The 24,294-nt window shown below is 66.5% G+C and carries 26 protein-coding genes; 14 read left to right on the forward strand and 12 right to left on the reverse strand.

Annotated elements, in window-relative coordinates; translation table 11 throughout:
- On the reverse strand, positions 1-1,098 hold the full coding sequence (locus tag ACZY0X_RS06540) for an acyl-CoA dehydrogenase family protein (protein ID WP_463768846.1): 1,098 nt from the start codon (positions 1,096-1,098) through the stop codon (positions 1-3).
- A gap of 30 nt (positions 1,099-1,128) precedes the next feature.
- On the reverse strand, positions 1,129-2,307 hold the full coding sequence (locus ACZY0X_RS06545; protein WP_354523691.1) for an acyl-CoA dehydrogenase family protein: 1,179 nt from the start codon (positions 2,305-2,307) through the stop codon (positions 1,129-1,131).
- Positions 2,308-2,491: 184 nt separating this feature from the next.
- On the opposite strand from ACZY0X_RS06545, the gene ACZY0X_RS06550 reads away from it, so the two are divergent.
- The 12 genes from ACZY0X_RS06550 (at position 2,492) to ACZY0X_RS06605 (ending at position 14,428) form a co-directional block, all read left to right on the forward strand.
- Positions 2,492-2,683 carry a ferredoxin gene (locus ACZY0X_RS06550; protein WP_463768847.1) on the forward strand — a complete coding sequence of 64 codons (192 nt, stop codon included), beginning with the start codon at positions 2,492-2,494 and terminating at the stop codon, positions 2,681-2,683.
- 13 nt (positions 2,684-2,696) lie between these two features.
- A complete protein-coding gene (locus tag ACZY0X_RS06555; RefSeq protein ID WP_463768848.1) occupies positions 2,697-3,626 on the forward strand; it encodes a 3-oxoacyl-ACP reductase in 930 nt (309 codons plus the stop codon).
- A 260-nt stretch (positions 3,627-3,886) separates the two neighbouring features.
- Complete coding sequence (locus tag ACZY0X_RS06560) at positions 3,887-4,651, forward strand: MlaE family ABC transporter permease (RefSeq protein WP_241403000.1); 765 nt, start codon at positions 3,887-3,889, stop codon at positions 4,649-4,651.
- A gap of 64 nt (positions 4,652-4,715) precedes the next feature.
- The gene (locus tag ACZY0X_RS06565) at positions 4,716-5,558 is read left to right on the forward strand and encodes an MlaE family ABC transporter permease (RefSeq protein WP_463768849.1); all 843 of its coding nucleotides are present in this window, start codon (positions 4,716-4,718) and stop codon (positions 5,556-5,558) included.
- Positions 5,559-5,570: 12 nt separating this feature from the next.
- On the forward strand, positions 5,571-6,773 hold the full coding sequence (locus tag ACZY0X_RS06570) for an MCE family protein (RefSeq protein WP_463768850.1): 1,203 nt from the start codon (positions 5,571-5,573) through the stop codon (positions 6,771-6,773).
- Positions 6,773-7,807, forward strand: coding sequence for an MCE family protein (locus ACZY0X_RS06575; RefSeq protein ID WP_463768851.1), 1,035 nt, complete (start codon positions 6,773-6,775; stop codon positions 7,805-7,807). The genes ACZY0X_RS06570 and ACZY0X_RS06575 overlap by 1 nt, the downstream gene beginning before the upstream one ends.
- Positions 7,800-8,858 (forward strand): virulence factor Mce family protein, encoded by a 1,059-nt coding sequence (locus ACZY0X_RS06580; protein ID WP_463768852.1) that lies wholly within the window; start codon positions 7,800-7,802, stop codon positions 8,856-8,858. The genes ACZY0X_RS06575 and ACZY0X_RS06580 overlap by 8 nt, the downstream gene beginning before the upstream one ends.
- Positions 8,855-10,246: an MCE family protein gene (locus tag ACZY0X_RS06585; RefSeq protein ID WP_463768853.1), complete on the forward strand. Its 1,392-nt coding sequence runs from the start codon at positions 8,855-8,857 to the stop codon at positions 10,244-10,246. Before ACZY0X_RS06580 ends, ACZY0X_RS06585 begins: the two co-directional genes overlap by 4 nt.
- Positions 10,247-10,296: 50 nt before the next feature.
- Positions 10,297-11,478: an MCE family protein gene (locus tag ACZY0X_RS06590; RefSeq protein ID WP_463768854.1), complete on the forward strand. Its 1,182-nt coding sequence runs from the start codon at positions 10,297-10,299 to the stop codon at positions 11,476-11,478.
- Complete coding sequence (locus ACZY0X_RS06595; protein ID WP_463768855.1) at positions 11,479-13,215, forward strand: MCE family protein; 1,737 nt, start codon at positions 11,479-11,481, stop codon at positions 13,213-13,215.
- Positions 13,212-13,934: a mammalian cell entry protein gene (locus tag ACZY0X_RS06600; RefSeq protein WP_463768856.1), complete on the forward strand. Its 723-nt coding sequence runs from the start codon at positions 13,212-13,214 to the stop codon at positions 13,932-13,934. Before ACZY0X_RS06595 ends, ACZY0X_RS06600 begins: the two co-directional genes overlap by 4 nt.
- Entirely contained in the window at positions 13,934-14,428 is a 495-nt protein-coding gene (locus ACZY0X_RS06605) for a mammalian cell entry protein (protein WP_463768857.1), read from the forward strand. Before ACZY0X_RS06600 ends, ACZY0X_RS06605 begins: the two co-directional genes overlap by 1 nt.
- A 6-nt stretch (positions 14,429-14,434) precedes the next feature.
- Here ACZY0X_RS06605 and ACZY0X_RS06610 read toward each other — a convergent pair whose 3' ends face one another.
- The 4 genes from ACZY0X_RS06610 to ACZY0X_RS06625 all read right to left on the reverse strand — a co-directional run bounded on the left by ACZY0X_RS06610 (position 14,435) and on the right by ACZY0X_RS06625 (position 17,018).
- The gene (locus ACZY0X_RS06610; protein ID WP_463768858.1) at positions 14,435-15,925 is read right to left on the reverse strand and encodes an alpha,alpha-trehalose-phosphate synthase (UDP-forming); all 1,491 of its coding nucleotides are present in this window, start codon (positions 15,923-15,925) and stop codon (positions 14,435-14,437) included.
- Positions 15,925-16,089 carry a hypothetical protein gene (locus ACZY0X_RS06615; RefSeq protein ID WP_241403009.1) on the reverse strand — a complete coding sequence of 55 codons (165 nt, stop codon included), beginning with the start codon at positions 16,087-16,089 and terminating at the stop codon, positions 15,925-15,927. The genes ACZY0X_RS06610 and ACZY0X_RS06615 overlap by 1 nt, the downstream gene beginning before the upstream one ends.
- 58 nt (positions 16,090-16,147) lie before the next feature.
- Positions 16,148-16,504 carry an intersectin-EH binding protein Ibp1 gene (locus tag ACZY0X_RS06620; protein ID WP_463770529.1) on the reverse strand — a complete coding sequence of 119 codons (357 nt, stop codon included), beginning with the start codon at positions 16,502-16,504 and terminating at the stop codon, positions 16,148-16,150.
- A 154-nt stretch (positions 16,505-16,658) separates the two neighbouring features.
- Positions 16,659-17,018, reverse strand: coding sequence for an intersectin-EH binding protein Ibp1 (locus ACZY0X_RS06625; protein ID WP_463768859.1), 360 nt, complete (start codon positions 17,016-17,018; stop codon positions 16,659-16,661).
- Positions 17,019-17,272: 254 nt separating this feature from the next.
- Here ACZY0X_RS06625 and ACZY0X_RS06630 point away from each other — a divergent pair, with 254 nt between their 5' ends.
- On the forward strand, positions 17,273-18,112 hold the full coding sequence (locus ACZY0X_RS06630; RefSeq protein ID WP_463768860.1) for an SDR family oxidoreductase: 840 nt from the start codon (positions 17,273-17,275) through the stop codon (positions 18,110-18,112).
- Here the strand turns inward: ACZY0X_RS06630 and ACZY0X_RS06635 are convergent.
- The gene (locus ACZY0X_RS06635; protein WP_463768861.1) at positions 18,109-18,999 is read right to left on the reverse strand and encodes an NAD(P)-dependent oxidoreductase; all 891 of its coding nucleotides are present in this window, start codon (positions 18,997-18,999) and stop codon (positions 18,109-18,111) included. The two genes, ACZY0X_RS06630 and ACZY0X_RS06635, sit on opposite strands and share 4 nt — an antisense overlap.
- 23 nt (positions 19,000-19,022) lie before the next feature.
- Here ACZY0X_RS06635 and ACZY0X_RS06640 point away from each other — a divergent pair, with 23 nt between their 5' ends.
- Positions 19,023-19,457: a YdeI/OmpD-associated family protein gene (locus tag ACZY0X_RS06640; RefSeq protein ID WP_463768862.1), complete on the forward strand. Its 435-nt coding sequence runs from the start codon at positions 19,023-19,025 to the stop codon at positions 19,455-19,457.
- An 11-nt stretch (positions 19,458-19,468) separates the two neighbouring features.
- Here the strand turns inward: ACZY0X_RS06640 and ACZY0X_RS06645 are convergent, their stop codons facing one another.
- From ACZY0X_RS06645 to ACZY0X_RS06665, 5 genes are read right to left on the reverse strand one after another with little or no spacing between them, the layout of a single operon-like run.
- Positions 19,469-19,810 (reverse strand): DUF732 domain-containing protein, encoded by a 342-nt coding sequence (locus ACZY0X_RS06645; protein WP_463768863.1) that lies wholly within the window; start codon positions 19,808-19,810, stop codon positions 19,469-19,471.
- Between the two features lie 50 nt (positions 19,811-19,860).
- Positions 19,861-20,334 carry a (2Fe-2S)-binding protein gene (locus ACZY0X_RS06650; protein WP_463768864.1) on the reverse strand — a complete coding sequence of 158 codons (474 nt, stop codon included), beginning with the start codon at positions 20,332-20,334 and terminating at the stop codon, positions 19,861-19,863.
- Entirely contained in the window at positions 20,327-21,202 is an 876-nt protein-coding gene (locus ACZY0X_RS06655; protein WP_463768865.1) for an FAD binding domain-containing protein, read from the reverse strand. The genes ACZY0X_RS06650 and ACZY0X_RS06655 overlap by 8 nt, the downstream gene beginning before the upstream one ends.
- 10 nt (positions 21,203-21,212) lie before the next feature.
- On the reverse strand, positions 21,213-21,923 hold the full coding sequence (locus tag ACZY0X_RS06660; protein ID WP_463768866.1) for an SRPBCC family protein: 711 nt from the start codon (positions 21,921-21,923) through the stop codon (positions 21,213-21,215).
- A gap of 2 nt (positions 21,924-21,925) precedes the next feature.
- Positions 21,926-24,286: a xanthine dehydrogenase family protein molybdopterin-binding subunit gene (locus tag ACZY0X_RS06665; protein ID WP_463768867.1), complete on the reverse strand. Its 2,361-nt coding sequence runs from the start codon at positions 24,284-24,286 to the stop codon at positions 21,926-21,928.
- Positions 24,287-24,294: the final 8 nt, after the last annotated feature.

Consider the following 24,294-nt stretch of genomic DNA (forward strand, 5'->3'; position numbering starts at 1 on the left):
TCAGGCGGGCGTCTCGGCGAGTTCGCGGCCGATGCGCAGCAGCGCACCGGTGGCTCCGCCGACCGCGAACTCTGTCTGCTTGGCCGCCAGGAAGTACCGGTGCACGGGGTGGTCTGTGTCGATGCCCACGCCACCGTGCACGTGCACCGCGGTGTGGGCCACCCGGTGGCCAGCCTCGGCAGCCCAGAATGCCGCACTGCTGACCTCGAGGTCGGCCGGCAGATCCTCTGAGAGCCGCCATGCCGCCTGGGTCAGGGTCAGGCGCAGGCCCTTGATGTCGATGTACCCGTCGGCCAGGCGCGACGAGACGGCCTGGAAGCTGCCGATCGGCCGGTCGAACTGTTCACGCTCGCGGGCGTACAGGGCCGTGAGCTCCAGAGCGCGCTCGACGACCCCGAGCTGAAATGCGCTGCGGCCCAACGTGCCGTGGGTCCTCAGCCAGTCGAGCACGTCTTGCCCGCCGACCACGCGGTCGGCGGAGACCTCGACACCCTGCAGGTCCAGGTGTGCCACGCTGCCATGGCCCGTGGTGCTCAGTGATTCCACCGACACCCCGGCATCGGTGGCCGCGACGAGAAACACCGTCACGCCCGACTCCGTCTCGGCGGGTACCAGGAACGCGTCGGCGACCGGACCATAGGCGACCAGCGCGCGGGTCCCCGTCAGACGGTGCCCGGCGCCGCTGGCGGTTGCCTGAACCGGGCCCTGACCCATGTCGCCGTCGAGTGCAACGGTCAGGATCTTCTCGCCAGCGATCGCAGGGGTGGCCCAGTCGGCCTGCAGCGCAGGCGTTCCGAACTTGGCCAGGGCGCCCGCGCCGAGCACGACCGACTCCAGGTAGGGCACGGCGGCCATCTGCCGCCCGAGGGCGACCAACACCGCGACCTCCTCGAGAACGCCGAACCCGCCGCCGCCCAACGCCTCCGGCGCGGTGGTCGACAGTGCGTCGGCGTCGATCAGCTTGGTCCACAGGTTGCGGTCGAAGCGCTGGTCGAGCCCGTCCAACTCGCGCTGGTGTTCCGGCGTGCACACCGATTCGGTGATGGTGCGCACCAGGCCACCCAGGTCGGTGGCTGCCTCAGTTGTGGTGAAGTCCATGTTCTTTTCCTCGTGTCCTTGGATCGCCGGTTAGCGGTTGACCCGGGGCAGCCCGAGGGCCACCATGCCGATGATGTCGCGCTGGATCTCGTTTGTGCCGCCGCCGAACGTGAGGATCAGGCAGGAGCGGTGCATGCGCTCGACGCGACCGCGCAGTAGCGCGCCGGGGGTGTCGGTGCGCAGGGTTGCGGCCGTGCCCAGGACCTCCATCAGGAGGCGGTAGGCCTCGGTGGCCAGCTCGGTACCGAAGACCTTGGCTGCCGACGCGTCGGCGGGTGAGGGCGCGGCCTCAGTGGAGGCCAGTTCCCAGTTGATGAGCTTGAGTACCTCGGCCTTGGCGTGCACCCGGGCGAGGTTGAGCTGCACCCACTCCGAGTCGATCAGCCGCTTGCCGTGCGCGTCCTTGGTGTTCTGCGCCCATTCGCGAACTCCGTCGAGTGCGGAGAAGATCGGCTGCGCCGAGACCAGGGCCACGCGTTCGTGGTTCAGCTGGTTGGTGACGAGCTTCCAGCCGGCGTTCTCCTCGCCCACCAGGCTGGACGTCGGAACCCGGACATCCTGGTAGTAGGTGGCGCTGGTGTCGACGCCGGACATGGTGTGCACCGGTGTCCAGGAGAAGCCCTCGGCCGTCGTCGGCATGATCAGCATCGAGATACCGCGGTGCTTCTTGGCCTCGGGGTTGGTGCGCACGGCCAGCCAGACGTAGTCGGCGTAGGCGATGAGGCTCGTCCACATCTTCTGGCCGTTGATGACGTAGTCGTCACCATCGCGTACCGCGGTGGTGCGCAGCGCGGCGAGGTCGGTGCCCGCGCCGGGCTCCGAGTAGCCGATCGCGAAGTGCAGGTCGCCGGACGCGATCTTGGGCAGGAAGAACTTCTTCTGCTCCTCGGTGCCGAACGCCATGATGGTCGGCGCGACGCTGTTGATCGTCAGGAATGGCACCGGCACATTGGCGATGGAGGCCTCGTCGTTGAAGATCAGACCGTCCATCGGCGGACGGGCCTGTCCGCCGAACTCCTTCGGCCAGCTCAGCGTCAGCCAGCCGTCCTTACCCATCTGCGCGACGGTCTCGCGGTAGACGTTGCCACGCCCCATCTCGCCGTCGCTGGAGCGGAGCGCGTCGGCGCGCTCGGGTGTCATCAGCTTGGTGAAGTACGCGCGCAACTCGCGTCGCAACTCTTCCTGCTCTGGGTTGTAGCCGATCCGCATTGGGATTTCCTCACTCGTCGGGGACTTGTTCGACGGCCACCGGGGACCCTTCGATCACTCCGGTTGTAACACGTTCTAGTCTTGGAATCCAGGCCGGTGATCTACCTGCCTTCGGTGCGGCGGAGTCGTATCCTTCCCGTTATCGACTGCGGGCCGTCCGTCCAGTGTCTGCGAGGAGGTTGTCATGCGAGTTGAAGTAGACCGTGATCGCTGCGAGGGCAATGCAGTGTGTGTGGGTATCGCCCCCGACCTGTTCGATCTTGACGACGAGGACTATGCCGTCGTCAAGGTGGATACAGTGCCCGAAGATCTGGTGGACGCGGCCGAGCAGTCCATCGCCGAGTGTCCCCGAGCAGCCCTGAATCGCAGAGACTAGAGGTATTCATAAATTGACGAACGACAATCAGCACTCCAGCGGTGGCGATCTGTCCGGACTGGTCGCGGTTGTGACCGGTGCGGGCGGGGGCCTGGGTCGTGCCGAGGCCATCGGATTGGCGCGCCAGGGCGCGACTGTGGTGGTCAACGACATCGCCCAGGCACTGGACAAGTCGGACGTTCTCGACGAGATCGCGGCCGCGGGCGCCAAGGGTGTCGCGGTGGCCGGCGATATCAGCGAGCGCTCCACCGCCGATGAACTCGTCGCGACCGCCGACGGGCTCGGCGGTCTCGGAATCCTGGTGAACAACGCGGGCATCACTCGCGACCGGATGCTGTTCAACATGACCGACGAGGACTGGGACGCTGTGATCGCGGTCCATCTTCGCGGGCACTTCCTGCTGACCCGGAACGCGGCGACGTATTGGCGCGATAAGGCGAAGGCGAACAACGGCACCGTGTACGGGCGCATCGTCAACACCTCGTCGGAGGCCGGGCTGGTCGGTCCCGTCGGGCAGGCGAACTACGGCGCCGCCAAGGCGGGCATCACCGCTCTGACGATGACGGCCGCGCGTGCCCTTGGCCGGTACGGCGTCCGGGCGAACGCGATCGCGCCGCGGGCGAGAACTGCGATGACCGCCGACGTCTTCGGCGCGGTACCCGAACTCGCCGACGGCGAGGTCGACGCGCTGTCACCCGAGCACGTCGTCAATCTGGTCCGATTCCTGTCCTCTCCGGCCTCTGAGGGAGTCAACGGACAGCTCTTCATTGTCTACGGTCCAACCGTGACTCTGGTCGCGGCACCGACGGTGGAGAAGCGGTTCACGGCGGACTCCGGCGCATGGGCCGCAAACGATCTTGACGCGACTCTGGGGCAGTACTTTGCTGAACGGGACCCCGACGTGGGATTCTCGGCCAGCGCCCTCATGGCGGCCGAAGATTGACGGTCTAGAGCGTCAATTCTGACAATCGACTAGAACACGTTTCAGAATGATCTGTGTCACACATGTCCTGACCAGCGCAAATAGGGCGATTCCCACTGATTTCACCGTTCGTTGACACTGCGAACGTGTTCTAGTTAATATGACCGGGCTCACTAAGAACAGTGCTTAACCAAGGGGTGGGAAGGCCGTTCCGGCGGGCAACTTCTTGGCCTTCGCCGTAACTACTTCAACAGTCCCGTCCCAAAGAAATGGAGCCGAGGTTGATCGAACAGCTTGCGGCTCCGGCGCGAGCCGTTGGCGGGTTCGTCGAGATGTCCTTGGACACGTTCGCCAAGATGTGGCGACGACCGTTCCAGTTCCGTGAGTTCCTCGATCAGACGTGGATGATCGCTCGCGTCTCTCTCGTACCGACTCTGCTGGTGGCCATCCCGTTCACCGTCCTGGTGGCATTCACGCTCAACATCCTGCTGCGCGAAATCGGCGCCGCGGACCTGTCCGGCGCGGGAACCGCGTTCGGCACCATCACCCAGCTCGGTCCCGTCGTGACGGTGCTGGTGGTCGCCGGAGCCGGCGCGACGGCCATCTGCGCCGACCTGGGTGCCCGCACGATCCGCGAGGAGATCGACGCGATGCGCGTGCTTGGCATCGATCCGATCCAGCGGCTGGTGGTTCCACGCGTGCTCGCGTCGACATTCGTGGCCCTGCTGCTCAACGGCCTCGTGTGCGCTATCGGAATCGCGGGCGGCTACGCCTTCTCGGTGTTCCTGCAGGGGGTCAACCCCGGCGCCTTCATCAACGGCCTGACCATCCTGACGGGCCTTGGCGAGCTGGTTCTCGCGATGGTCAAGGCGCTGCTCTTCGGAGTGTTCGCCGGGCTGGTGGGCTGCTACCGAGGCCTCACCGTGCAGGGTGGCCCCAAGGGCGTGGGCGTCGCGGTCAACGAGACCGTGGTCTACGCGTTCATCTGCCTCTTCGTGATCAATGTGATCATGACTGCGGTCGGCGTGAGAGTGCTGGACCGCTGATGAGCGCTTGCGCGAAGAACGAACAGCCGCTGATGAGCGCTTGCGCGAAGAACGAGGCGTTCTGATGAGTTTCGATGCGACACTTCGCTTCCGCCGCATGTTCCGCGGTGTGCCCAAGGTGGTCGACACCATCGGAGAGCAGGCACTCTTCTATGGCGAGTCGGTCCGCTACATCCCCAACGCGCTGACCAGGTACCGCAAGGAGACCATTCGCCTGATCGCCGAGATGACGATGGGCACCGGCGCACTGGTGTTGATCGGCGGCACCGTCGGCGTCGCGGCGTTCATGACGCTCGCCTCGGGCGGCGTCATCGCGGTGCAGGGCTACTCGTCGCTGGGCAATATCGGCATCGAGGCCCTGACCGGATTCCTGTCGGCGTTCCTCAACGTGCGCATCGTGGCTCCGGTCATCGCGGGCATCGCACTAGCGGCCACCATCGGTGCGGGTACCACCGCGCAGCTGGGGGCGATGCGGGTGGCGGAGGAGATCGACGCCGTCGAGGCGATGGCCGTGCACTCGGTGTCCTATCTGGTGTCCACGCGCATCATCGCCGGCCTGATCGCGATCGTGCCCCTGTACGCACTCTCGGTGCTAGCGGCGTTCTTCGCGGCCCGTTTCACGACGGTGTACATCAACGGGCAATCCGCGGGTCTGTATGACCACTACTTCAACACGTTCCTGGTGCCCAGCGACCTCTTGTGGTCGTTCCTTCAGGCCATCGTCATGTCCGTTGCGGTCATGCTCGTGCACACCTATTACGGCTACAACGCGTCGGGCGGCCCTGTCGGCGTCGGCATCGCGGTCGGCCAGGCCGTGCGGACCTCGCTCATCGTGGTCGTGACCATCGTCCTGTTCATCTCGCTCGCGGTTTACGGGGCGTCGGGCAACTTCAACCTCTCGGGATAGGGCGGGACGTACATGTCGGACATCGAGGCGAAGCGCAGCCATGTGAGGATCGCGGCTGCGATTCTTGCGGCTGTCGTCCTCGCAGCCGCGGTGTTCACGTATCTGTCGTACACGGCGGCGTTCACCTCCACCGACACCGTGACGGTGACGTCGGAACGCGCGGGCCTGGTGATGGAACGCGACGCCAAGGTCAAGTACCGCGGGATCCAGATCGGCAAGGTCTCCGACATCCAGTACGCGGGCAACGAGGCCAAACTGACGCTGTCGATCGACAGCAACCAGATGCGCTACATCCCGTCCAACGCCACGGTGAAGATCGGCGGCACCACGGTGTTCGGCGCGAAGGCCGTCGAGTTCCTGCCGCCCGCCGATCCCAAGAGCGAGTCGCTGCGGCCCGGCGCCACGGTGGCGGCCAAGGATGTGCAGCTCGAGGTCAACACTCTCTTCCAGACGCTTACCGACGTGTTGAAGAAGGTCGACCCGATCAACCTCAACGCCACCATCACCGCGCTCGGTGAGGGATTGCGTGGCAACGGCGACAACATGGGGGAGACCCTCGCGGGCCTGAATTACTACCTGCAGCAGCTCAATCCGAAGCTGCCGACGTTGCAGGAGGACTTCCAGAAGGCTGCGGTGGTGACCGGCATCTACGGTGACGCGGCACCCGATCTGGTGACGGTGTTCGACAACGCGCCGACGATCAGCCAGACGGTCATCGATGAGCAGGAGAACCTGAACGCCGCCCTGCTCGCCGCCACGGGGCTGGCCACCAATGGCACCGCGACGCTCGAACCCGCCGCCGACGATTTGATCGCGGCCATTCAGCGTCTGCGTGCTCCGCTGAAGGTGCTGGGCGACTACTCACCAGTGTTCGGCTGCTTCCTGCAGGGCTCGGCACAGGCGTTGAGGACATTCGCCCCCGTCATCGGTGGTATCCGGCCGGGCCTGTTCGTCGCGTCGAGCTTCATTCCCGGCTCTCCTGACTACACCTTCCCCGAGAGCCTGCCGATGGTGAACGCCTCCGGCGGCCCGAACTGCCGCGGCCTTCCGAACGTGCCGACCAAGCAGTACGGCGGGTCGTGGTACCACACGCCGTTCCTGGTCACCGACAACGCCTACGTGCCTTACCAGCCGAACACCGAGTTGCAGTTCGACGCGCCGTCGACGCTGCAGTTCCTGTTCCACGGCGCATACGCAGAACGGGATGACTACTGATGAAGGCCGATAGGACAGTCGTCGGTGTCAGCATCTTCACCGTCGCCATGCTCGTGGTGGCCGCGGGTCTGGTCGTGGTGTTCGGTCAGTTCCGGTTCGCGTCGGGCAGCTCCTACCACGCGACGTTCAGTGATTCGTCACGGCTGAAGTCCGGCCAGGATGTCCGGATCGCGGGTGTCCCGGTTGGCTCGGTCAAGAAGGTCGCCCTCAACCCGGACAACACCGTCGACGTCGAGTTCGACGTGGACAACCGCTACCAGCTGTACACGTCGACCAAGGCCGTCGTGCGCTACCAGAACCTGGTGGGCGATCGCTACCTCGAGATCACCTCCGGCCCAGGCGACCTGCGCAAGTTGGCGCCTGGTGACACCATTGCCAAGGAGAACACTCAGCCAGCTCTGGACCTGGATGCCCTGCTCGGCGGGCTTCGGCCAGTGCTCAAGGGACTGGACGGTGGGAAGGTCAACGAGGTCAGCAACGCCGTCATCGAACTGCTGCAGGGCCAGGGCGGCGCGTTGTCGAACATGCTGGCCTCGACCAGTTCGTTCACCCAGGATCTGGCATCCCGTGATCAGCTGATCGGCGACGTCATCAACAACCTCAACACCGTCCTCAGCACGGTCGATGAGAAGGGTGCGCAATTCGATGCGAGCGTCGACCAACTCCAGCAGCTCGTGACGGGGCTGGCGGAGAACCGCGACCCGGTCGCCGGGGCCATCCCACCGTTGGCGTCGGCCACCAATGACCTCACCACCATGCTGGAGAAGAGCCGGCGACCGATTCAGGGTGTGCTCGAGAACGTTCGACCGTTGGCGCAGCGTCTCGATGAGCGCAAGCAAGACGTCAACAAGGTCATCGAACCGCTCGCCGAGAACTACCTGCGGCTCAATGCGCTCGGTGCCTACGGGTCGTTCTTCAACATCTACTACTGCTCGGTTCGCTTGAAGATCCCCGGCCCCGCGGGCAGCGACATCCTCGTCCCGTTCGGTGGCCCGCCCGATCCATCGAAGGGGAGGTGTTCGGACAATGGCTAGACCCGATGGTGGCAACGCCACGCGCACCGGGATCTTCGGCATCGCTTTGGTGGCGTGCCTGGTACTGGTGTCCTTCGGCTACACCAGCCTGCCGTTCTGGCCGCAGGGCAAGAACTACCAGGCGTACTTCGCCGACGCGGGCGGCATAACGCCCGGTAACGATGTCGCCGTCTCCGGTATCAAGGTCGGCAAGGTGTCGTCGGTCGAGCTGGCTGGCGACTCGGCTGAGGTGACGTTCACCGTCGACCGCAAGATCAGGGTGGGCGACCAGTCGCTGGTGTCGATCAAGACGGACACTGTGCTTGGGCAGAAGTCGATCTCGGTGACCCCGAAGGGCTCGGGCAGCTCCACGGTCATCCCGTTGGGCCGCACCACGACTCCCTACACGCTCAATACCGCTCTGCAAGACCTCGGCCAGAACGCCAGCGCGCTGGACAAGCCGAAGTTCGAGCAGGCGCTGCAGACTCTGACGTCCACGCTGCGCGACGCCACCCCGCAGTTGCGCGGCGCGCTCGACGGCGTCGCCAACCTGTCGCGGAGCCTGAACGCCCGCGACGAGGCGCTGGATCAGCTGCTGGCACATGCGAAGCGGGTGTCCGACACGCTGGCCCAGCGCTCCGGCCAGGTGAACCAGCTCATCACCGACGGCAACCTGCTGTTCGCTGCTCTCGATGAGCGCCGCCAGGCACTGAGCAACCTCATCTCCGGTATCGACGATGTGTCGCACCAGCTATCCGGCTTCGTCGCCGACAACCGGCGTGAGTTCGGGCCCGCGCTGCAGAAGCTCAACCTGGTGATGGACAACCTGCTTGAGCGCAAGGAGCACATCGGAGAGGCCCTGCGCAGGCTGCCGCCGTACGCCACCGCGCTCGGCGAGGTCGTCGCCTCGGGGCCGGGCTTCCAGATCAACCTCTACGGCCTGCCGCCAGCGACCATCTCGGAAGTCCTGCTTGACACCTACTTCCAGCCCGGCAAGCTGCCCGACAGCCTGGGTGATTATCTGAAGGGACTCGTCTCCGAGCGCCTGATAGTAAGGCCGAAGTCACCATGACACAGCAGAATTCGCAATCGAGATTGCCGCACTGGGTGCGACCCGCGCTGACGGTAGCCTTCGTCGCACTTCTGGCCGCCGGCGTGTACACGGTGTGGCCGTCGCGTGCCGGCCATGAGGTGGTGGCATACTTCCCGACCGCGGTCGGGCTGTACCCGGGCGACAATGTCAGCGTCGTCGGGGTTCCGGTCGGCACGATCAACTCGATCGAGCCTCGGGCTCGCGATGTCAAGGTCACCATGACCATCCGCGACGGTGTGAAGTTGCCCGCCGACGCCCGCGCGCTCGTCATAGCGCCGAATCTGGTGTCTGCCAGGTTCGTTCAGTTCACGCCCGCCTACACCGACGGTCCAGTGATGGCCGACGGCGCCGAGGTGGGGCTGGACCGGACGGGTGTCCCCGTTGAGTGGGACGAGGTCAAGGAGCAGCTCACCGAGCTCAGCGCACAACTCGGCCCGAAAGAGGGCGGGGTCCAGGGGCCGCTGTCGGAGTTCGTGAACCAGGCCGCGGACACATTCGACGGCAACGGCGACTCGTTCCGAAACGCCCTGCGCGAACTGTCGCAGACTGCCGGCCGGCTCGGTGACTCGAGTTCCGACCTGTTCGGCACGGTGCGCAACCTGCAGGTGCTGGTGAACGCGCTTTCCAACAGCAACGAGCAGATCGTGCAGTTCTCCAACCACGTGGCATCGGTGTCACAGGTGCTGGCCGACAGTTCACAAGATCTCGACCAGACGATGGGCGCGCTGAATCAGGCACTATCCGACGTCAAGGGCCTGCTTACGGAGAACAACACGGCGCTGATCGGCCAGGTCGGCAAGCTGACCGAGTTCACCACCCTGCTTACCGAGCACAGCGATGACATCGAACAGATCCTGCACATCACGCCCAACGGCTTGGCCAACTTCTACAACATCTACAACCCGGCGCAGGGCACCGTCGGCGGTCTTCTGTCGCTGCCCAACTTCGGCAACCCCGTGCAGTTCATCTGCGGTGGCACCTTGGACGTTGGCGCATCGCCGGACAACTACAAGCGTGCGGAGATCTGCCGCCAGCGCATGGGCCCCGTGCTCAAACGCCTCGCGGTGAATTACCCGCCCGTGATGTTCCACCCGATCAACAGCATCACCGCCTACAAGGGGCAAATCATCTACGACACCCCTCAGACTGAGGCCAAGGCGCAGACGCCGGTGCCCTACCTGCAGTGGCAGCCTGCGCCCGGTGTGACCCCGCCGACGCCGAGTCCCGACGGAATGCTCAGCGACATGATCCTGCCGCCGCCCGCGGTGACGGGTCAGATATCGCCCGCGGGTCCGGTGCCCGCACCCCCGCCGATGGGCGCAGGCCCACTGCCGGGGCCGGCACCGGCCGAGACAGCGGGTGGCTAGCCATGCGGTGTTCAAACAAGCGGCGTCCAAACACGCGGCGTTCACACACGATGGGTGACAAGGTGCTACGGACCACGTGTCGTACCTTCGCGATCGGGTCGGGGGCGGTGCTGCTCGCGGGCTGCTCGTTCGGCGGCCTCAACTCGCTGGACATGCCGGGCACCGCCGGCCACGGCAAGGGCTCCTACACGATCACGGTGGAACTACCGGACGTCGCGACGCTGCCGCAGAACTCGCCGGTCATGGTCGATGACGTCACAGTCGGCAGCGTGTCGGGTATCGAAGCCGTGCAGCGGCCCGATGGCAGCTTCTTCGCTGCGGTCAAGCTATCGATGGACGGCAACGTCGACCTGCCGGACAACGCGACAGCGACGGTCGCACAGACGTCGCTGCTGGGCTCGCAGCACGTCGCACTGGCGAGCCCAGTGGGCAAGGCCTCCGAGGGCAGACTTCGGGAGGGTTCGAACATCCCGATGTCGCAGACCGGACGCTATCCGACCACTGAGGAGGTGCTCTCATCGCTCGGTGTCGTGGTGAACAAGGGCAATCTCGGTGCGCTGCAGGACATCACCGACGAGGCCTACGCCGCCGTGGCGGGCCGAGCGGGTAGTTTCGTCGACCTCATCCCGAGACTGGCCGAACTGACCGGGTCCCTGGACAAGCAGACGACCGACATCATCGCCGCGGCGGACGGGCTGAATCGCTTCGCCGGCATCCTGGCCCGTAGCAAGGACAATCTCGGCCGGTCACTCGACACCCTGCCCGAGGCACTGAAAGTCCTCAATGCCAATCGCGGCAATATCGTGGATGCCTTCACGGCACTGCGCACATTCGCAGGCGTGGCCTCGAACGTGCTGTCGAATATTAAGGACGACTTCGCGGCGGACTTCAAGGATGTCTACCCAATCGTCAAGGCGCTCAACGACAATGCCGACGACCTCATCTCGGACCTGGAGTTCCTGCCGACGTTCCCGTTCCACTACAAGTACCTGCGCAACGCGGTGCGTGGCGACTACCTGAACGTGTTCGCGACGTTCGACCTGACGGTCCGGCGCACTGGCGAGACGGTCTTCACCACATCGAAGGGCCTTGATCCCAATATGAAGCGGATGAGCGAGGTCATCAATCCGCCGGACTTCCTCACCGGAGCCATGTCGAACCTGTCCGGGCAGGCCGCAGACCCGTTCAAGATCCCTGCGGGCGCGGCCACGCAACACGGAGAGGGGCCGTAAATGCGGGATCGACTCATTCGGATACAGCTCACGATCTTCGCGATAGTGACAGTGCTGTGCGTCGGCGCGATCTCGGCGTTCTACCTGCACGTGCCGTCGGCCCTGGGCATCGGCTCCTACAACGTGACGGCGAACTTCGTGGCAGGCGGCGGGCTGTATGAGAACGCCAACGTCACCTACCGTGGCGTGACGATCGGGCGGGTCGAGTCGGTGGGGCTGTCGAAGGACGGCGTGGTCGCGGGCATGCGACTGAACACCGAGTTCCCCGTGCCGGAGAACGTCACGGCGACGGTCAAGAGCGTGTCGGCGATCGGCGAGCAGTACATCGACCTCGTGCCGCCGGACGATCCGGCCGCGAAGACCCTCGGTAACAACGCCACTATCGACGTGAGCCGCACCGCCATCGGGCAGGACATCTCCAGCCTGCTTACGCAGGCCGACAACCTGGTGAACAGCATCGGCGACAGTCGGATCCAGGATCTGCTTCGGGAGACGTTCAAGGCGTTCAACGGTTCCGGGCCTGAGCTGGCCCGACTGATCCAGTCATCCCGGCTGCTCATCGATGAGGCCAATGCGAACTACGGCCAGACCACCGCGCTGATCGACCAGGTCGGTCCGTTCCTGGACGCGCAGATCCGCAGTGGTGACGACATCAGGTCGCTGGCGGACGGCTTGGGTAGGTTCACGACAGAGGTCGCAGGAGCCGACCCGCAGCTGCGTAACGTGTTGCAGACCGTGCCCGGCGCCGCCGAGGCCGCCAACACCACGTTCGACGGCATTCGACCGAACTTCCCGATGCTGGCCGCCAACCTCGCCAACGCGGGCCGGATCGGCGTCATCTACCGCAAGTCGATCGAGCAGGCGTTGGTGATCTTCCCCGCGCTGATGGCCGCTCTCGTCACCGTCGGCGGCGGTCTGCCCGCAGACGAGGGCGCCAAGCTGGACTTCAAGGTCGATATCGGCGCCCCGCCCTGCAATGTGGGCTTCATCCCGGCACCGCAGATCCGCACGCCAGCCGACACCACGCTGCGTGATCTGCCAACCGATCTGTACTGCAAGACGGCGCAGAATGACCCGTCGGTGGTGCGTGGCGCGCGCAACTATCCGTGCCAGGAGTTCCCCGGCAAGCGCGCACCGACCATCCAGCTGTGCCGCGACCCCGTTGGTTATGTGCCGGTCGGCAGCAATCCGTGGCGGGGTCCACCGGTGCCCTATGGCAGCACGCCGATCACCGATCCGCGCAACATCACGCCCGCCAACAGGTTCCCCAACATCCCGCCGAATGCGGACTATGACCCGGGGCCGCCGGTGGTCCAGCTGCCGCCGGGGGTGCCGCCCGGTCCGGGACCTGCGCCGCACGCGCCCTTCCCGCTGCCGGTCCCGCCGAGTGACCCGGGTGTACCACCGCCGCCGTGGCCGTTCTTTGCGCCGCCGGACCAGGTCCTTCCGCCGTACGCCCGCACGCCACCCGGGGCTCCGGCTCCGGTGCCGCCACCCGGCCCCTTGCCTGCTGAGGTGCCTCCGCCACCGATGCCTGCTGACGTGCCTCCGGCACCGATGCCCGCCGAGGTGCCTCCAGCACCGCTGGCCAGCGGCCCGGCGACCACCACGTACGATTCGAGGACTGGTGTATTCGCCGATCCCAATGGCGGAACGGGTGTCCTGGCCTCGGGCTCGGAGAAGTTCGTTCCCGCTGAGACGTGGGTCGATCTGATGATGGATTCAAGGCAGGCATGACAGAAGAGCACGAGGCTTCGGGCGACTCCGCGACTGAGACGCCCAAGCCGGCAATCGGTGCTGCGCGGCGACGGGCATCGCGCGCCGCCGGGCCCGCGGTCGGTGCCGTCGGGGAGGCCCCCGCCGGCGTACGCGTCGAGACACCGGCGACGGTGCGTCAACGGGCTGCGGGACGTCCCGCAGCACCGCCACCGCGTAGGCAACCGCACCGCAGTCGCGTCGCCGCGATCGCACTGGGAGTGGGCGCCGTCGCGGTCGCCGTGCTCGCTGGTGTGGCACTGCTGCTGGCGGATCAGCAGCGCGATGCGCGGGCTGAGATCGAGCGGGACCAACGGTTCGTCGACACCGCGCGCCAGACGGTGGTCAACATGTTCAGCTACGACCAGAACACCATCGACGAGAGCGTGAACCGCTTCGTCAACGGCACCAGCGGCCCGCTACGTGACATGTTGAGCCAGTCCAACAACGTCGACAATCTCAAGGCGATCTTCCGTGACACCCAAGCAACGTCGGAGGCGGTGATCAGCGGTGCGGCACTGGAGAAGGTCGACAACGTCGCCGGGAACGCATCCGTGTTGGTGTCGGCCCGTGTGACCGTGACGGATATCGACGGGGTCAACAAGCCGTCCCAGCCGTACCGGCTTCGCCTCATCGTGCACGAGGACGACAATGGCCACATGACCGGCTACGACCTCAAGTACCCAGACGGCGGCAACTGATGGGTCGGTGGACCACCAGGCTGGTGGTGTTCGTCGGTGCCGTCCTGGCGCTCGGGTTCGTGGTGCTCAGCGGCGCCGGTGGCTACCTGTACTGGAATCGGATGCAGGCCAACGCCGAGCGGCAGACGGCTGCAGAGTTGGCACCGCTTGCCCAAGAACAGATTCCGCTCGTGTTCGGCTACGACTACCAGACCGTCGAGGGAAGCCTCAACCAGGCCGCGCTGTTGCTGACGCCGGACTACCGCAGAGAGTTCGACGAGCGGGCGACAAAGGACATCATCCCGCAGGCGCGTGAGCGTCAGGTGATCTCCCAGGCGAATGTCGTCGGAGTCGGCGTGCTTGACGCGCAACGCAATTCGGGAAGCGTTCTGGTGTTCATGAACCGCACGGTGACCGACAAGTCCAAGCAGCCCGTGTATGACGGCAGCCGGCTGCGCGTCGACTACGAGAAGGTCGACGGGCAGTGGAAGATCCAGTACATCACGCCGATCTAGCTCCGATCAGGCGTCCGCGCTCGATGATGTGCCGGCGTGCGTGTCCGCGAGTGCATCGAGAAAAGCTCTAGCCCACCGGTCCACATCGTGTGCGAGCACCTGTCGGCGCATCGCACGCATCCGGCGGCGCCCCTCCTCGGGGTCCTGGTTCAGGGCCGCCTCGATGGAGTCCTTCACGCCGTCCAAATGGTGCGGATTGGTCAGGTAGGCCTGCCTGAGTTCGGCTGCGGCACCGGTGAACTCGCTGAGCACCAATGCGCCGCCCAGATCGCTGCGGCAGGCCACGTACTCCTTGGCGACCAGGTTCATGCCATCGCGTAGCGGAGTGACGAGCATGACGTCGGCGGCGACGAAGAACGCGATCAATTCCTCACGCGGCACAGGCTTGTGCAGGTAGTGCACCACCGGGTGTCCCACCCGCCCGTACTCGCCGTTGATGTGGCCGACCTGACGCTCGATATCCTCGCGCATCGCGATATAGCTCTCGACGCGTTCGCGGCTGGGCGTGGCCAACTGCACCAGCACGGTGTCGTCGCGGTTGGCCCGGCCCTCCTCGAACAACTCGGTGAGCGCCTCGAGGCGCACGTTGATGCCCTTGGTGTAGTCCAGCCGGTCGACGCCGAGGAGCACCTTGCGCGGATTGCCGAGTTCGGCGCGGATCTCGCGAGCCCGCTGCCGGACTCGCCTGTCGCGGGCCTTGCCGTCGAGTTCGGCGGAGTCGATGGAGATTGGGAACGCGCCGACCTTCACCGTGCGGAAGCCCACCTGGACCTCACCAAGCCGAGATCGCACGCCGACGCTGGCTCGTGAGGTTTGTGCACCGGTGAGGCGGCGCGCCAGGTACATGAAGTTCTGCGCGCCGCCGGGCAGGTGGAATCCGACCAGGTCCGCGCCAAGCAGACCGTCGATGATCTCCGTGCGCCACGGCATCTGCATGAACAGCTCGATGGGCGGGAACGGGATGTGCAGAAAGAAGCCGATGGTGAGGTCGGGCCGCAGCATGCGCAGCATCTTCGGGACCAGTTGCAGCTGATAGTCCTGGATCCACACGGTTGCGCCCTGGGCGGCGGTCTTCGCCGTCGCCTCGGCGAAGCGCCGGTTCACGGCGACATAGGTGTCCCACCAGCGACGGTGGTAGATCGGTTTGACGATGACGTCGTGATAGAGCGGCCACAGGGTGGCGTTGGAGAAGCCCTCGTAGTACTGGGCGACGTCGTCTGCCGACAACCGCACCGGCAGCATCGTCAGGTCGTCCTCGACGATGGGCTCCTCATCACCGTCGGTGATGCCGGGCCACCCGATCCAGGCCCCGCGCCGCCGCCGCAATAGCGGCTCCAGCGCGGTGACCAGTCCACCGGGGCTGCGTTTGTACGTCGTGGTGCCGTCGGGAAGCCGCTCCATGTCGATCGGCAACCTGTTGGCGACCACCACGAAGTCGGCGTCCCCGATATCCCCAGTGCTAGCGGGGATCTCGGAGTCGCCGTCTCCCGAGGTCACTACGCGTCTTGCTTTGCCGGTCCAATACCCAGCATCGACAGGAAGACGCGGCACTCGTCGGCATCGGTGGCGTACGCAGCGACAACTCGCCTGGCCTGACGGGCGGTGCTGTCGGCCAAGGGCTCCACGTCGCCGAGTTCGGCCGGATCAGATTTAGCTGCCATGACGCAATTCTAGGCGAACTCCGGGCGACTAGACGATTCGCCGGAGTTCGACCGGGAATTAGGAGACGCCGTGGACGGTCGGGCTGCTGCCCACTGACGACGTCGGAGGTACGTACTGCGGGGCGTCCTCGGCCAGGCCGATGCACTGCCCGCTGTTTGCGCCGGTGCACGGGATGCCGTCGATTTCCGGGACGTCGGGGTTGCCGGCGATGCTCCCGAAGGGGGAACTCGGCACGGTGTGCGGTACGCAGACGCCGGTGAACTGATCGGCCTCCTCGCCAGCCGAACAGGCGAGCGGCGCGGCCGGGGCCGTCGAGGGCCCGGCGAACGCGGCAACCGCGGGAGCCGCGGCGACCGCGAGCGCAAACCCGCCCGCAATGATCAGTCGTCGAGCTGAGATCTCCAAGATCGCCATCGTCACGCTTTCTTCCGTAATTGACCGAGCCGTGAAGTGGATTCTATGGAAGCTGAGAGAAATCTGCACAACTTCTTCGAGTTCCCTGATCACACAGCGCGTGAGGTTACGGCCAGCGCGAGGTTGGGTGGGCTCCCCGCCCGTTCTGCGAGGGCTAGGAGACGCCGTGGACGGTCGGGCTGCTGCCCACTGAGGACGTCGGAGGAACGAACTGTGGCGCGTCCTCGGACAGGCCGATGCACTGGCCGGAATTGGCGCCAGTGCAAGGGATGCCATTGATCTCGGGAAGGCCGCCGGCGGGCGAGGTCGTGCCGAATTCCGGCGAGTTGGGCACCAGATCAGGGGTGCACACTCCGGTGAAGGTGTCGGTGGACTCCCCGTTGGGGCAGTCCGCAACCGAAGGTGCCGCGACGGAGGGTGTCGACACGGCGACAAGCACGGGTGTTGCGGCTGTTGCCACCGCGAATCCCGCTGCGAGGACCATTCGTCGTACTGAGATCTCAAGGCTCGCCATCGTCGTGCTTCCTGTCGTAGAGGTACTGCCAAAAACGATACGCTGACGAGCCCCGTTTCATCGGCTGAAGATCGACAAAACTGGTGCGTATGTGCCATTTCTGTGAGGGCGCTGACAGGCCACTGTGGCGTTGCTGGCCAAGTGGTGGCAGCGGCGCGCCTATGCACCGGTCCCACGCCGTGGTTCGATGACGAGAACGTGTTTCAGTTTTGTTGGCACGAATGGACTAACCCGAATTGATGCGGAGGACAGCGGTGCAGATTTCGTTGGCGGATCGGACGTTTCTGGTCACGGGCGGCGGCAGTGGGATCGGCAAGGGTGTGGCCGCCGAGGTCGTGGCCGCCGGCGGTGACGTGATGCTCGTCGGGCGCAACGCCGACCGTCTGGCCGCCGCGGCCGACGAGATCAACGCCGCGTCCGTCGACGGCAGCGGCACGGCGCGATACGAGCCCGCCGACGTGACCAACGAGGACGAGGTGGCCCGGGCTGTCGCGGCGGCGACCGCGTGGCACGGTCGGCTCAACGGTGTCGTGCACTGCGCAGGCGGGTCGCTGACTATCGGGCCCATCACGCAGGTGGACTCCGAGGGTTGGCGTCAAACCGTGGACCTCAACGTCAACGGCACGATGTACGTGCTCAAGCACAGCGCACGGGAGATGGTCCGCGGTGGCGGCGGCTCGTTCGTCGGCATCTCGTCAATCGCATCGAGCAACACCCACCGCTGGTTCGCGTCCTACGGCCCCAGCAAGGCGGCCGTCGACAACCTGATGATGCTGGCGGCCGACGAACTCGGTGCGTCCTGGGTGCGGGTCAACGGCATCCGTCCCGGCCTGATCCGGACGGACATGGTTGCGCCCATTCTGGATTCGCCGGAGATCAGCGCCGACTACGCGGCCTGCACGCCGCTGCCGCGCCCGGGTGAGGTCGAGGATATCGCCGGTACGGCTGTATTCCTGCTCAGTGACGCGGCTGCGTGGATCACCGGACAGGTGCTCAACGTCGATGGTGGGCACTGCCTGCGGCGCGGCCCGGACATGTCGTCGATGCTCGAACCGATCTTTGGCGCAGACGGCCTGCGCGGCGTGGTCTCCTAACGCACCGGGCTGGCGCCGCCCGCCTCCCACGCCGACAGAGCGCCCACCGCGGACCAGTCCAGCGCGCCGCCTCCGTTGGCCAGCAGGGTCAGGAAGCGATCGCGCAGCAGGCTGGCGATCGGCATTGGCACCTGCAGGTCCTCCCCGGCCTCCAGGACCAGGCGGACATCCTTGAGGCCGAGCGTGGCGGCGAACCCGGCGGGCTCGAACTCCTCTCGGGCGATTAGGCCGCCGTAGACCTGGTAGGCCGGTGCGCCGAACAGTGTCGAGGTGAGGATCTCCACGTAGGTCTGCTTGTCGACACCGGCCTTGCCGATCAGTGCCATCGCCTCGCCGAGTGACTCAATGACCGACGCGATCAGGAAGTTGCCGGACAGCTTCACCAGGTTCGCGGTGCTCGGCTGCTCGGCGACGACGAAGGTGCGCTGCCCGAGCGCGTCGAACACGGGTGAGAGCGTCTGCAGCAGTTCAGGTTCACCGGCAGCGACGATGAACAGCTTGCGGGCGGCCGCGGCCTCGGGGCGGCCGAAGACCGGTGCGGAGACAAATCGCTGGCCCGCCTCGGCGTGCGCCTCGGTCAGGCGCTGGGCGAGGTCGACGCTGATCGTCGAGCACGAGACGTGCACGGCCCCGGGGCGCAGCGAGCCGAGGATGCCGCCGTCGCCGAACGTGACGGCTTCGACCGCCTCATCGTTGGCGAGCATCGAGATCACGGCGTCATCGCGACAGGCCTCGGCGACGGTGTGAGCCGGCCGTGCCCCAACGGCAACCAACGCGTCGACCTTGGCTCTGCGGCGGTTGTGGGCGGTGACCGAGTGACCGGCCCTCAACAGGTTCTCCGCCATCGCCGCGCCCATGTTGCCCAACCCGATGAATCCCATGTCCATGGCTCCACTTCTACTCTGGGAGCGTGAGGTTCTCGACGACGATGTTCGTCGACGGCAACAACACCGGCATCGAGGTGCCCGCCGACGTTGTGGAGGCGCTCGACGCGGGTAAGCGGCCGCCTGTCTTGGTGGATGTCAACGGGTACCGGTACCGCTCGACCGTCGCGCCGATGGGCGGCAGGTTCCTGATCCCGTTCAGCGCCGAGCGCAGACGGGAGTCGGGCATCGGTGGGGGAGACGCGATCGATGTCGAGTTGGTGGTCGACACCGCGCCGCGCACTGTGGAGGTGCCCGCGGATCTACGGGTGGCCCTGGACACATCACCGGGTGCGGCGGCCGCGTGGGCGGCGCTGTCCTACAGCAATCAGAAGGCACACGTGACGGCGGTCCTGGGGGCCAAGGCGGAACAGACCCGGGCACGTCGGATCGCCGCGGTGGTCACCAAGCTCGCGGGCTGAGCGCTTCGGGGTTATCCGGGTGCGGAGCCGGGGCAGTACGCCTGCACCGCGAGGCTGCCGAACGTCGTGAGGTCGTCGACCTTGGTCCACTCGGTGCCGTTCTTGACGTGCAGCAGCGCCGTCTCGACCGAACCGCCGCGGCCGAGCACATCGCAGGTCGAGTGCGCGAGGTCGATCGCATCGGCCTTCGACTTGATCGGTAGCCGTTTGTCGCGGATCGCATCGATGAACAGCTCGTCGATCTGCTTGTCGTTGTCCGTGCCGGGGCCGGGTTCGGCGAGCGCGGGGACGGCCCACGCGGTGGCAGCTCCGGCCGCGACGAGCAGCGCGGCGGCGACGTGCTTGCTTCTCATCTGTCTCCCTGTCGCGTTTCGATCCAGCGGCCAGAGTACGCCAGCAAAGGTCAGGTGTGGGCTTGGGCGACCTGTTGCACCGCGTTGACGATGCCCTGATAGCCCGTGCACCGGCAGAAGTTTCCCGACAGGCCCTCGCGGATCTCCTCCTCGGTGGGCGTGGGATTCTCGGTCAGCAACGCCGTGATCGACGTGACGAAGCCTGGTGTGCAGAACCCGCACTGCAGTCCGTGGCAGGCGCGCAGCGCCGTCTGCACAGGGGACAACTCGCCATCGGCGTCGGCCATGCCCTCGACCGTGGTCACCTCCTGCCCGTCCACCTGGACCGCGAAGATGAGGCATGACCGCACGGCCTGACCGTCGAGCAGCACCGTGCAGGCCCCGCACGCCCCGTGCTCACAGCCGAGATGCGTGCCCGTCAGACCGCAGTTCTCGCGCAGATAGTCCGCGAGCGTGACGCGCGGTTCGACCGTGCCACCGTAGGGGCGGCCATTGACCGATACCTGGACTGGAAGTTCATGCATCGAGTGCCTCCGTGATCGCGTCCGTCCAGGCGCGTGCCACCATCGCGGCGCCGACGCGCGTGCGATAGGACACGGACCCCTGCAGGTCCTTCGGGACGGCGTGCAGCCCCGTCATGGCCAGCGCGCCGATCTCATCGGCGTGCAGATCGTTCGCCGGCCGGCCGAGCACCGCCTCCTCGGCCGGTGTGCCGCGCTCGGGGGTCGAGCCCAGCCCGAGCAGTCCGACACCGCAGCGGGTGACGCGTTCGTCGCTATCGAGTTCGACGGCGACCGTGGCGCCCGCGATGGCGAAGTCGCCGTGGCGCCGGGCGTACTCGTGCACGGCGAACCCGCAGCGGCCCGACCACACCGGGAAGCGCACCGCGGTGAGAACCTCGTCGGCGGCCAGCGACGTCTCCCACAGGCCGGTGAAGAACTCCGCTGCCGGGATCTCACGGGGCCCGCGCGATGAGGCCGCCTCGATCGTGGCATCGAGGGTGAGCGCCACCGCCGCGTACTCGCTGGCGGGATCGGCGTGTGCGATGGCGCCGCCGAGCGTGCCCCTGGTCCGGATCTGGAAGTGTCCGATGTGGGGGGTGGCCCGCGTCAACAGCGGCACTGAGTCGGCGACCTCGTCATCCATGCCGACGAACGCGTGCGGGGTGGCCGCACCGATACGCACCTCGTCACCGATGAGGTCGATGCTGCGCAGTTCCTCAACTCGCGAGATGTCGACCAGGTTCTCGAAGTGGGTGAGACGCATGGCGAGCATGGCCACCAGGCTCTGGCCGCCCGCCAGAATCTTGGCCTCGTCGCCGTACTCCGCGAGCAGTTTCACCGCACCGTCGACGCTGTCGGCCCGGTGATAGACGAAGTTGGCCGCTTTCATGACTGGGCCTTCACGACAACAGCCGGGCCAGCGCGGCCGCCAGATCGTCGCTCAACACGCCGGCAGCGGTGCCGGCTCGGCGCCTGCGCTTGCCGACGAGGAAGCCGACGGCGCCTGCCGCCGCGGCCACGGCCAACACCGGTCCGAATCGCTTGGCGACCGGCAGGGCGACAACCTTGAGCAGGTCGACGGAGTCGCCCGCATCGGCCTGCGGTGCGGCCGCGGCCCGGGGTGCTGAGGAGGAACCGTTCTGCGATGCCACAGGAGCGGGTGCTGCGCCGCCGAGCAGCTCGGCCTCCAGGCTCTTGGCGAACTGCGCGATCAGGTTGCCCGAGACGTCGGCCAGCACGCCGCGGCCGAACTGGGCGGCCTTGCCCGAGATCGCCAGATCGGTGGTGATCACCACATGGGTTGCGTCGCCCTCATCCTTGAGCTGGGCGGTGACGAGTGCCGCGGCGGTGCCGTTGCCCCGCGTCTCCTTACCCTCGGCCTTGAGCACGATCCGCTGCGCGGTGGCGTCCTTCTCCTGGAACGACGCAACACCCTTGTAGGACACCGTGATCGGGCCGACCTTCACCTTGACTGCGCCGGTGAAGTCGTCGCCGTCGACCGACAACAGGGTGGCGCCGGGCAGGCAGGGCGCGACGCGCTCGACGTCGGTGATGAACTCCCAGGTCTTCGCGGCGGGGACCGCGACTCGGAACTCGTTGTTCAGTTCCACGGTTAGTGGTCCTTTCGGGCTGCTTGGTCGATGAGGTCGACGATCGTGGCGGGGCTTGCGGGAAGGTGCGTGACCGTGACGCCCAGCGGTGCGAGTGCGTCGTTGATGGCGTTGATGACCGCGGGGGGTGATCCGATGGCGCCGCCCTCGCCTGCGCCCTTGTATCCGCCGACACCCGGGCCGGGTATCTCGACGTGGCCGAACTCGATGTGCGGCACCTCGGTGGCGGTCGGCAGCAGGTAGTCGACGAACGTCGAGGCCACCGGGTTGCCCGCGTCGTCGTAGGCGAGGTGCTCGAGCAGCGCGCCACCGATGCCCTGCACGGTTCCGCCCGCGACCTGACCCTCGACGACGTTCGGGTTGATCATCGGTCCGACGTCCTCGCTGACGATGTAGCGGGTCAGCGTCACGTGCCCGGTCGTCACGTCCACCTCGCACGTGCATGCGTGAGTGGCGTTGGCCCAGTGGATCATCGCCTGGGAGTTGAACCGCGCCGTCGCCTCCAAAGTGGGTGACACGCCGCCGAGTTGGCCGGGTTCGTAGTACGAGCGATAGGCGATGTCGGCGAAGCTCGCGCTCTTCTCCGGATCGTCGCGGACGCTCGCCTGGGAGTTCGCGAGCACAATGGTGGTCGGGTCGGCCCCGAGAATCTGGGCCGCGATCGCGATGATCTGATTGCGCAGGATGGTGCCCGCCTCGTTGACCGCACCCGCCGTCATCGGCGCGCTGCGGCTGCCCTGCGTGCCCGCGCCGTACGGCGTGACTGCGGTGTCACCCTGGATGGTGGCGACGTCATCAATGTTGGCGCCCAACGCATCCGCGGTGAGCTGGACGACGGTGGTCTCGATGCTGTTACCGCTGGATCCGCCGTTGACGTAGACGTTGATCTTCCCGGTGGACTCCATCCGGATGGTGGCGCCCTCGGTGGCGAGGTTGCCCGTCGCGGCGCCCGTCGGCTCGATGTAGGCGGAGAAGCCGAGCCCGAGGTAGCGGCCCTGCGCCAGGGCCTCGGCCTGCTCCTTCCGGAAGCCCTCGTGGTCGAGGATCTTGACCGCCTGCTCGAGCGTGTCCGACGGTGCGACGTGGTCATAGGGCATGCCGTTGGGATTGAAGAACGGCATCTCGTCGCCGCGCAGGATGTTGATGCGCCGAAGCTCGAGGGGGTCCATGCCCATCTTGCGGGCCGCGCAGTCGAGAAGGATTTCGCGCGTGAGGGTCTCGTACTGCCACGGGCCGCGGTAGGCGTGCAGTCCCGGAGTGTTGGAGAACACCGTCTTGTAGTTGAAGCTGGCCTTCGGTACCCGGTACGGACCGGGGAAGAACATGCCGATGGCCGCCGTGGTCAGCACCGGGTACGGCGTCGGGTAGGACCCGACGTCCTGGACGAAGTCGATATCGGCGGCCAGGATCCTGCCGTCGGCGTCGAAGGCCATCCGCACTGTGCCGTCGACATGGCGGGACTGGCCAGCCGACATCAGGTTCTCGCGCCGGTCCTCGATCCACTTCAACGCGGACGGTACCTTGCGCGCGGCCAGCAGAATGCACATGTCCTCGCGCATCGGCACGACCTTCTGACCGAACGCGCCGCCGGTGTCACGCATGATGACCCGCACGCCCTGGGCGGGGATGCCCAGCAGGCGGGCCGAGAACGCACGCAACTCGTGTGGTGTCTGGGTGGAGGCCCAGATGGTGAGTTCATCTGTGGCCGAGGTCCATTCGGCCACCATGCCGCGGGTCTCCATGGGCACCGGGACGTACATCTGCTGATAGATGTGCTCGGTGACGACGTGTGCGGCGTTGGCGAAGACCTCCTCATCGGGCGGCATACCCGCCATGCCTCCCGCGACGTTGTCGGGGTAGGCGTCGTGCACGACGGGGATACCCGCCTCGGCGCCCCCCACGGCCTTGCGGAAGTCGGCGATGGCGGGCAGCGGCTCGTAGTCGACGTCGACGAGGTCGACGGCGTCCTCGGCGACGTAGCGGCTGTCGGCGATGACGAGGGCGACCGGGTCGCCGACGAACTTCACCTCGCCCTCGGCCAGGGGCGGCCGGGGTGTGTCGGGGACATCCTTGCCCGCGACGGCGTGCCAGGCCTCCTGCACCGCGGGGTTGATGTCCTGCGCGGTGAACACGGCGTGCACGCCCGGCAGGGCCAGCGCCGCCGCCACGTCGATGCCCCTGATGGTGGCTCGCGCGAAGGGGCTGCGCACGAAGCAGGCGTGCAGCATCCCCGGACGCGAGACGTCGTCGACGAAGGTGCCCTTGCCGGTCAGCAGGCGGGTGTCCTCGACCCGCGGTACCCGGGTCCCCGAATAGCGGGTCGCGACAGGCCCCTTAGCTGATGAAGTGGCGGTTGAAGTCACGTCTGCAC

The organism is Mycobacterium sp. IDUB_39 (genome assembly GCF_055419205.1).

Coding starts and splice junctions, on each gene's coding strand:
- ACZY0X_RS06650 (WP_463768864.1), bottom strand. CDS start 20,334: ATGCATGAACTTCCAGTCCAGGTATCGGTCAATGGCCGCCCCTACGGT.
- ACZY0X_RS06575 (WP_463768851.1), top strand. CDS start 6,773: ATGAAGGCCGATAGGACAGTCGTCGGTGTCAGCATCTTCACCGTCGCC.
- ACZY0X_RS06615 (WP_241403009.1), bottom strand. CDS start 16,089: ATGGCAGCTAAATCTGATCCGGCCGAACTCGGCGACGTGGAGCCCTTG.
- ACZY0X_RS06655 (WP_463768865.1), bottom strand. CDS start 21,202: ATGAAAGCGGCCAACTTCGTCTATCACCGGGCCGACAGCGTCGACGGT.
- ACZY0X_RS06605 (WP_463768857.1), top strand. CDS start 13,934: ATGGGTCGGTGGACCACCAGGCTGGTGGTGTTCGTCGGTGCCGTCCTG.
- ACZY0X_RS06620 (WP_463770529.1), bottom strand. CDS start 16,504: ATGGCGATCTTGGAGATCTCAGCTCGACGACTGATCATTGCGGGCGGG.
- ACZY0X_RS06600 (WP_463768856.1), top strand. CDS start 13,212: ATGACAGAAGAGCACGAGGCTTCGGGCGACTCCGCGACTGAGACGCCC.
- ACZY0X_RS06595 (WP_463768855.1), top strand. CDS start 11,479: ATGCGGGATCGACTCATTCGGATACAGCTCACGATCTTCGCGATAGTG.
- ACZY0X_RS06625 (WP_463768859.1), bottom strand. CDS start 17,018: ATGGCGAGCCTTGAGATCTCAGTACGACGAATGGTCCTCGCAGCGGGA.
- ACZY0X_RS06570 (WP_463768850.1), top strand. CDS start 5,571: ATGTCGGACATCGAGGCGAAGCGCAGCCATGTGAGGATCGCGGCTGCG.
- ACZY0X_RS06545 (WP_354523691.1), bottom strand. CDS start 2,307: ATGCGGATCGGCTACAACCCAGAGCAGGAAGAGTTGCGACGCGAGTTG.
- ACZY0X_RS06645 (WP_463768863.1), bottom strand. CDS start 19,810: ATGAGAAGCAAGCACGTCGCCGCCGCGCTGCTCGTCGCGGCCGGAGCT.
- ACZY0X_RS06635 (WP_463768861.1), bottom strand. CDS start 18,999: ATGGACATGGGATTCATCGGGTTGGGCAACATGGGCGCGGCGATGGCG.
- ACZY0X_RS06565 (WP_463768849.1), top strand. CDS start 4,716: ATGAGTTTCGATGCGACACTTCGCTTCCGCCGCATGTTCCGCGGTGTG.
- ACZY0X_RS06550 (WP_463768847.1), top strand. CDS start 2,492: ATGCGAGTTGAAGTAGACCGTGATCGCTGCGAGGGCAATGCAGTGTGT.
- ACZY0X_RS06580 (WP_463768852.1), top strand. CDS start 7,800: ATGGCTAGACCCGATGGTGGCAACGCCACGCGCACCGGGATCTTCGGC.
- ACZY0X_RS06540 (WP_463768846.1), bottom strand. CDS start 1,098: ATGGACTTCACCACAACTGAGGCAGCCACCGACCTGGGTGGCCTGGTG.
- ACZY0X_RS06585 (WP_463768853.1), top strand. CDS start 8,855: ATGACACAGCAGAATTCGCAATCGAGATTGCCGCACTGGGTGCGACCC.
- ACZY0X_RS06590 (WP_463768854.1), top strand. CDS start 10,297: ATGGGTGACAAGGTGCTACGGACCACGTGTCGTACCTTCGCGATCGGG.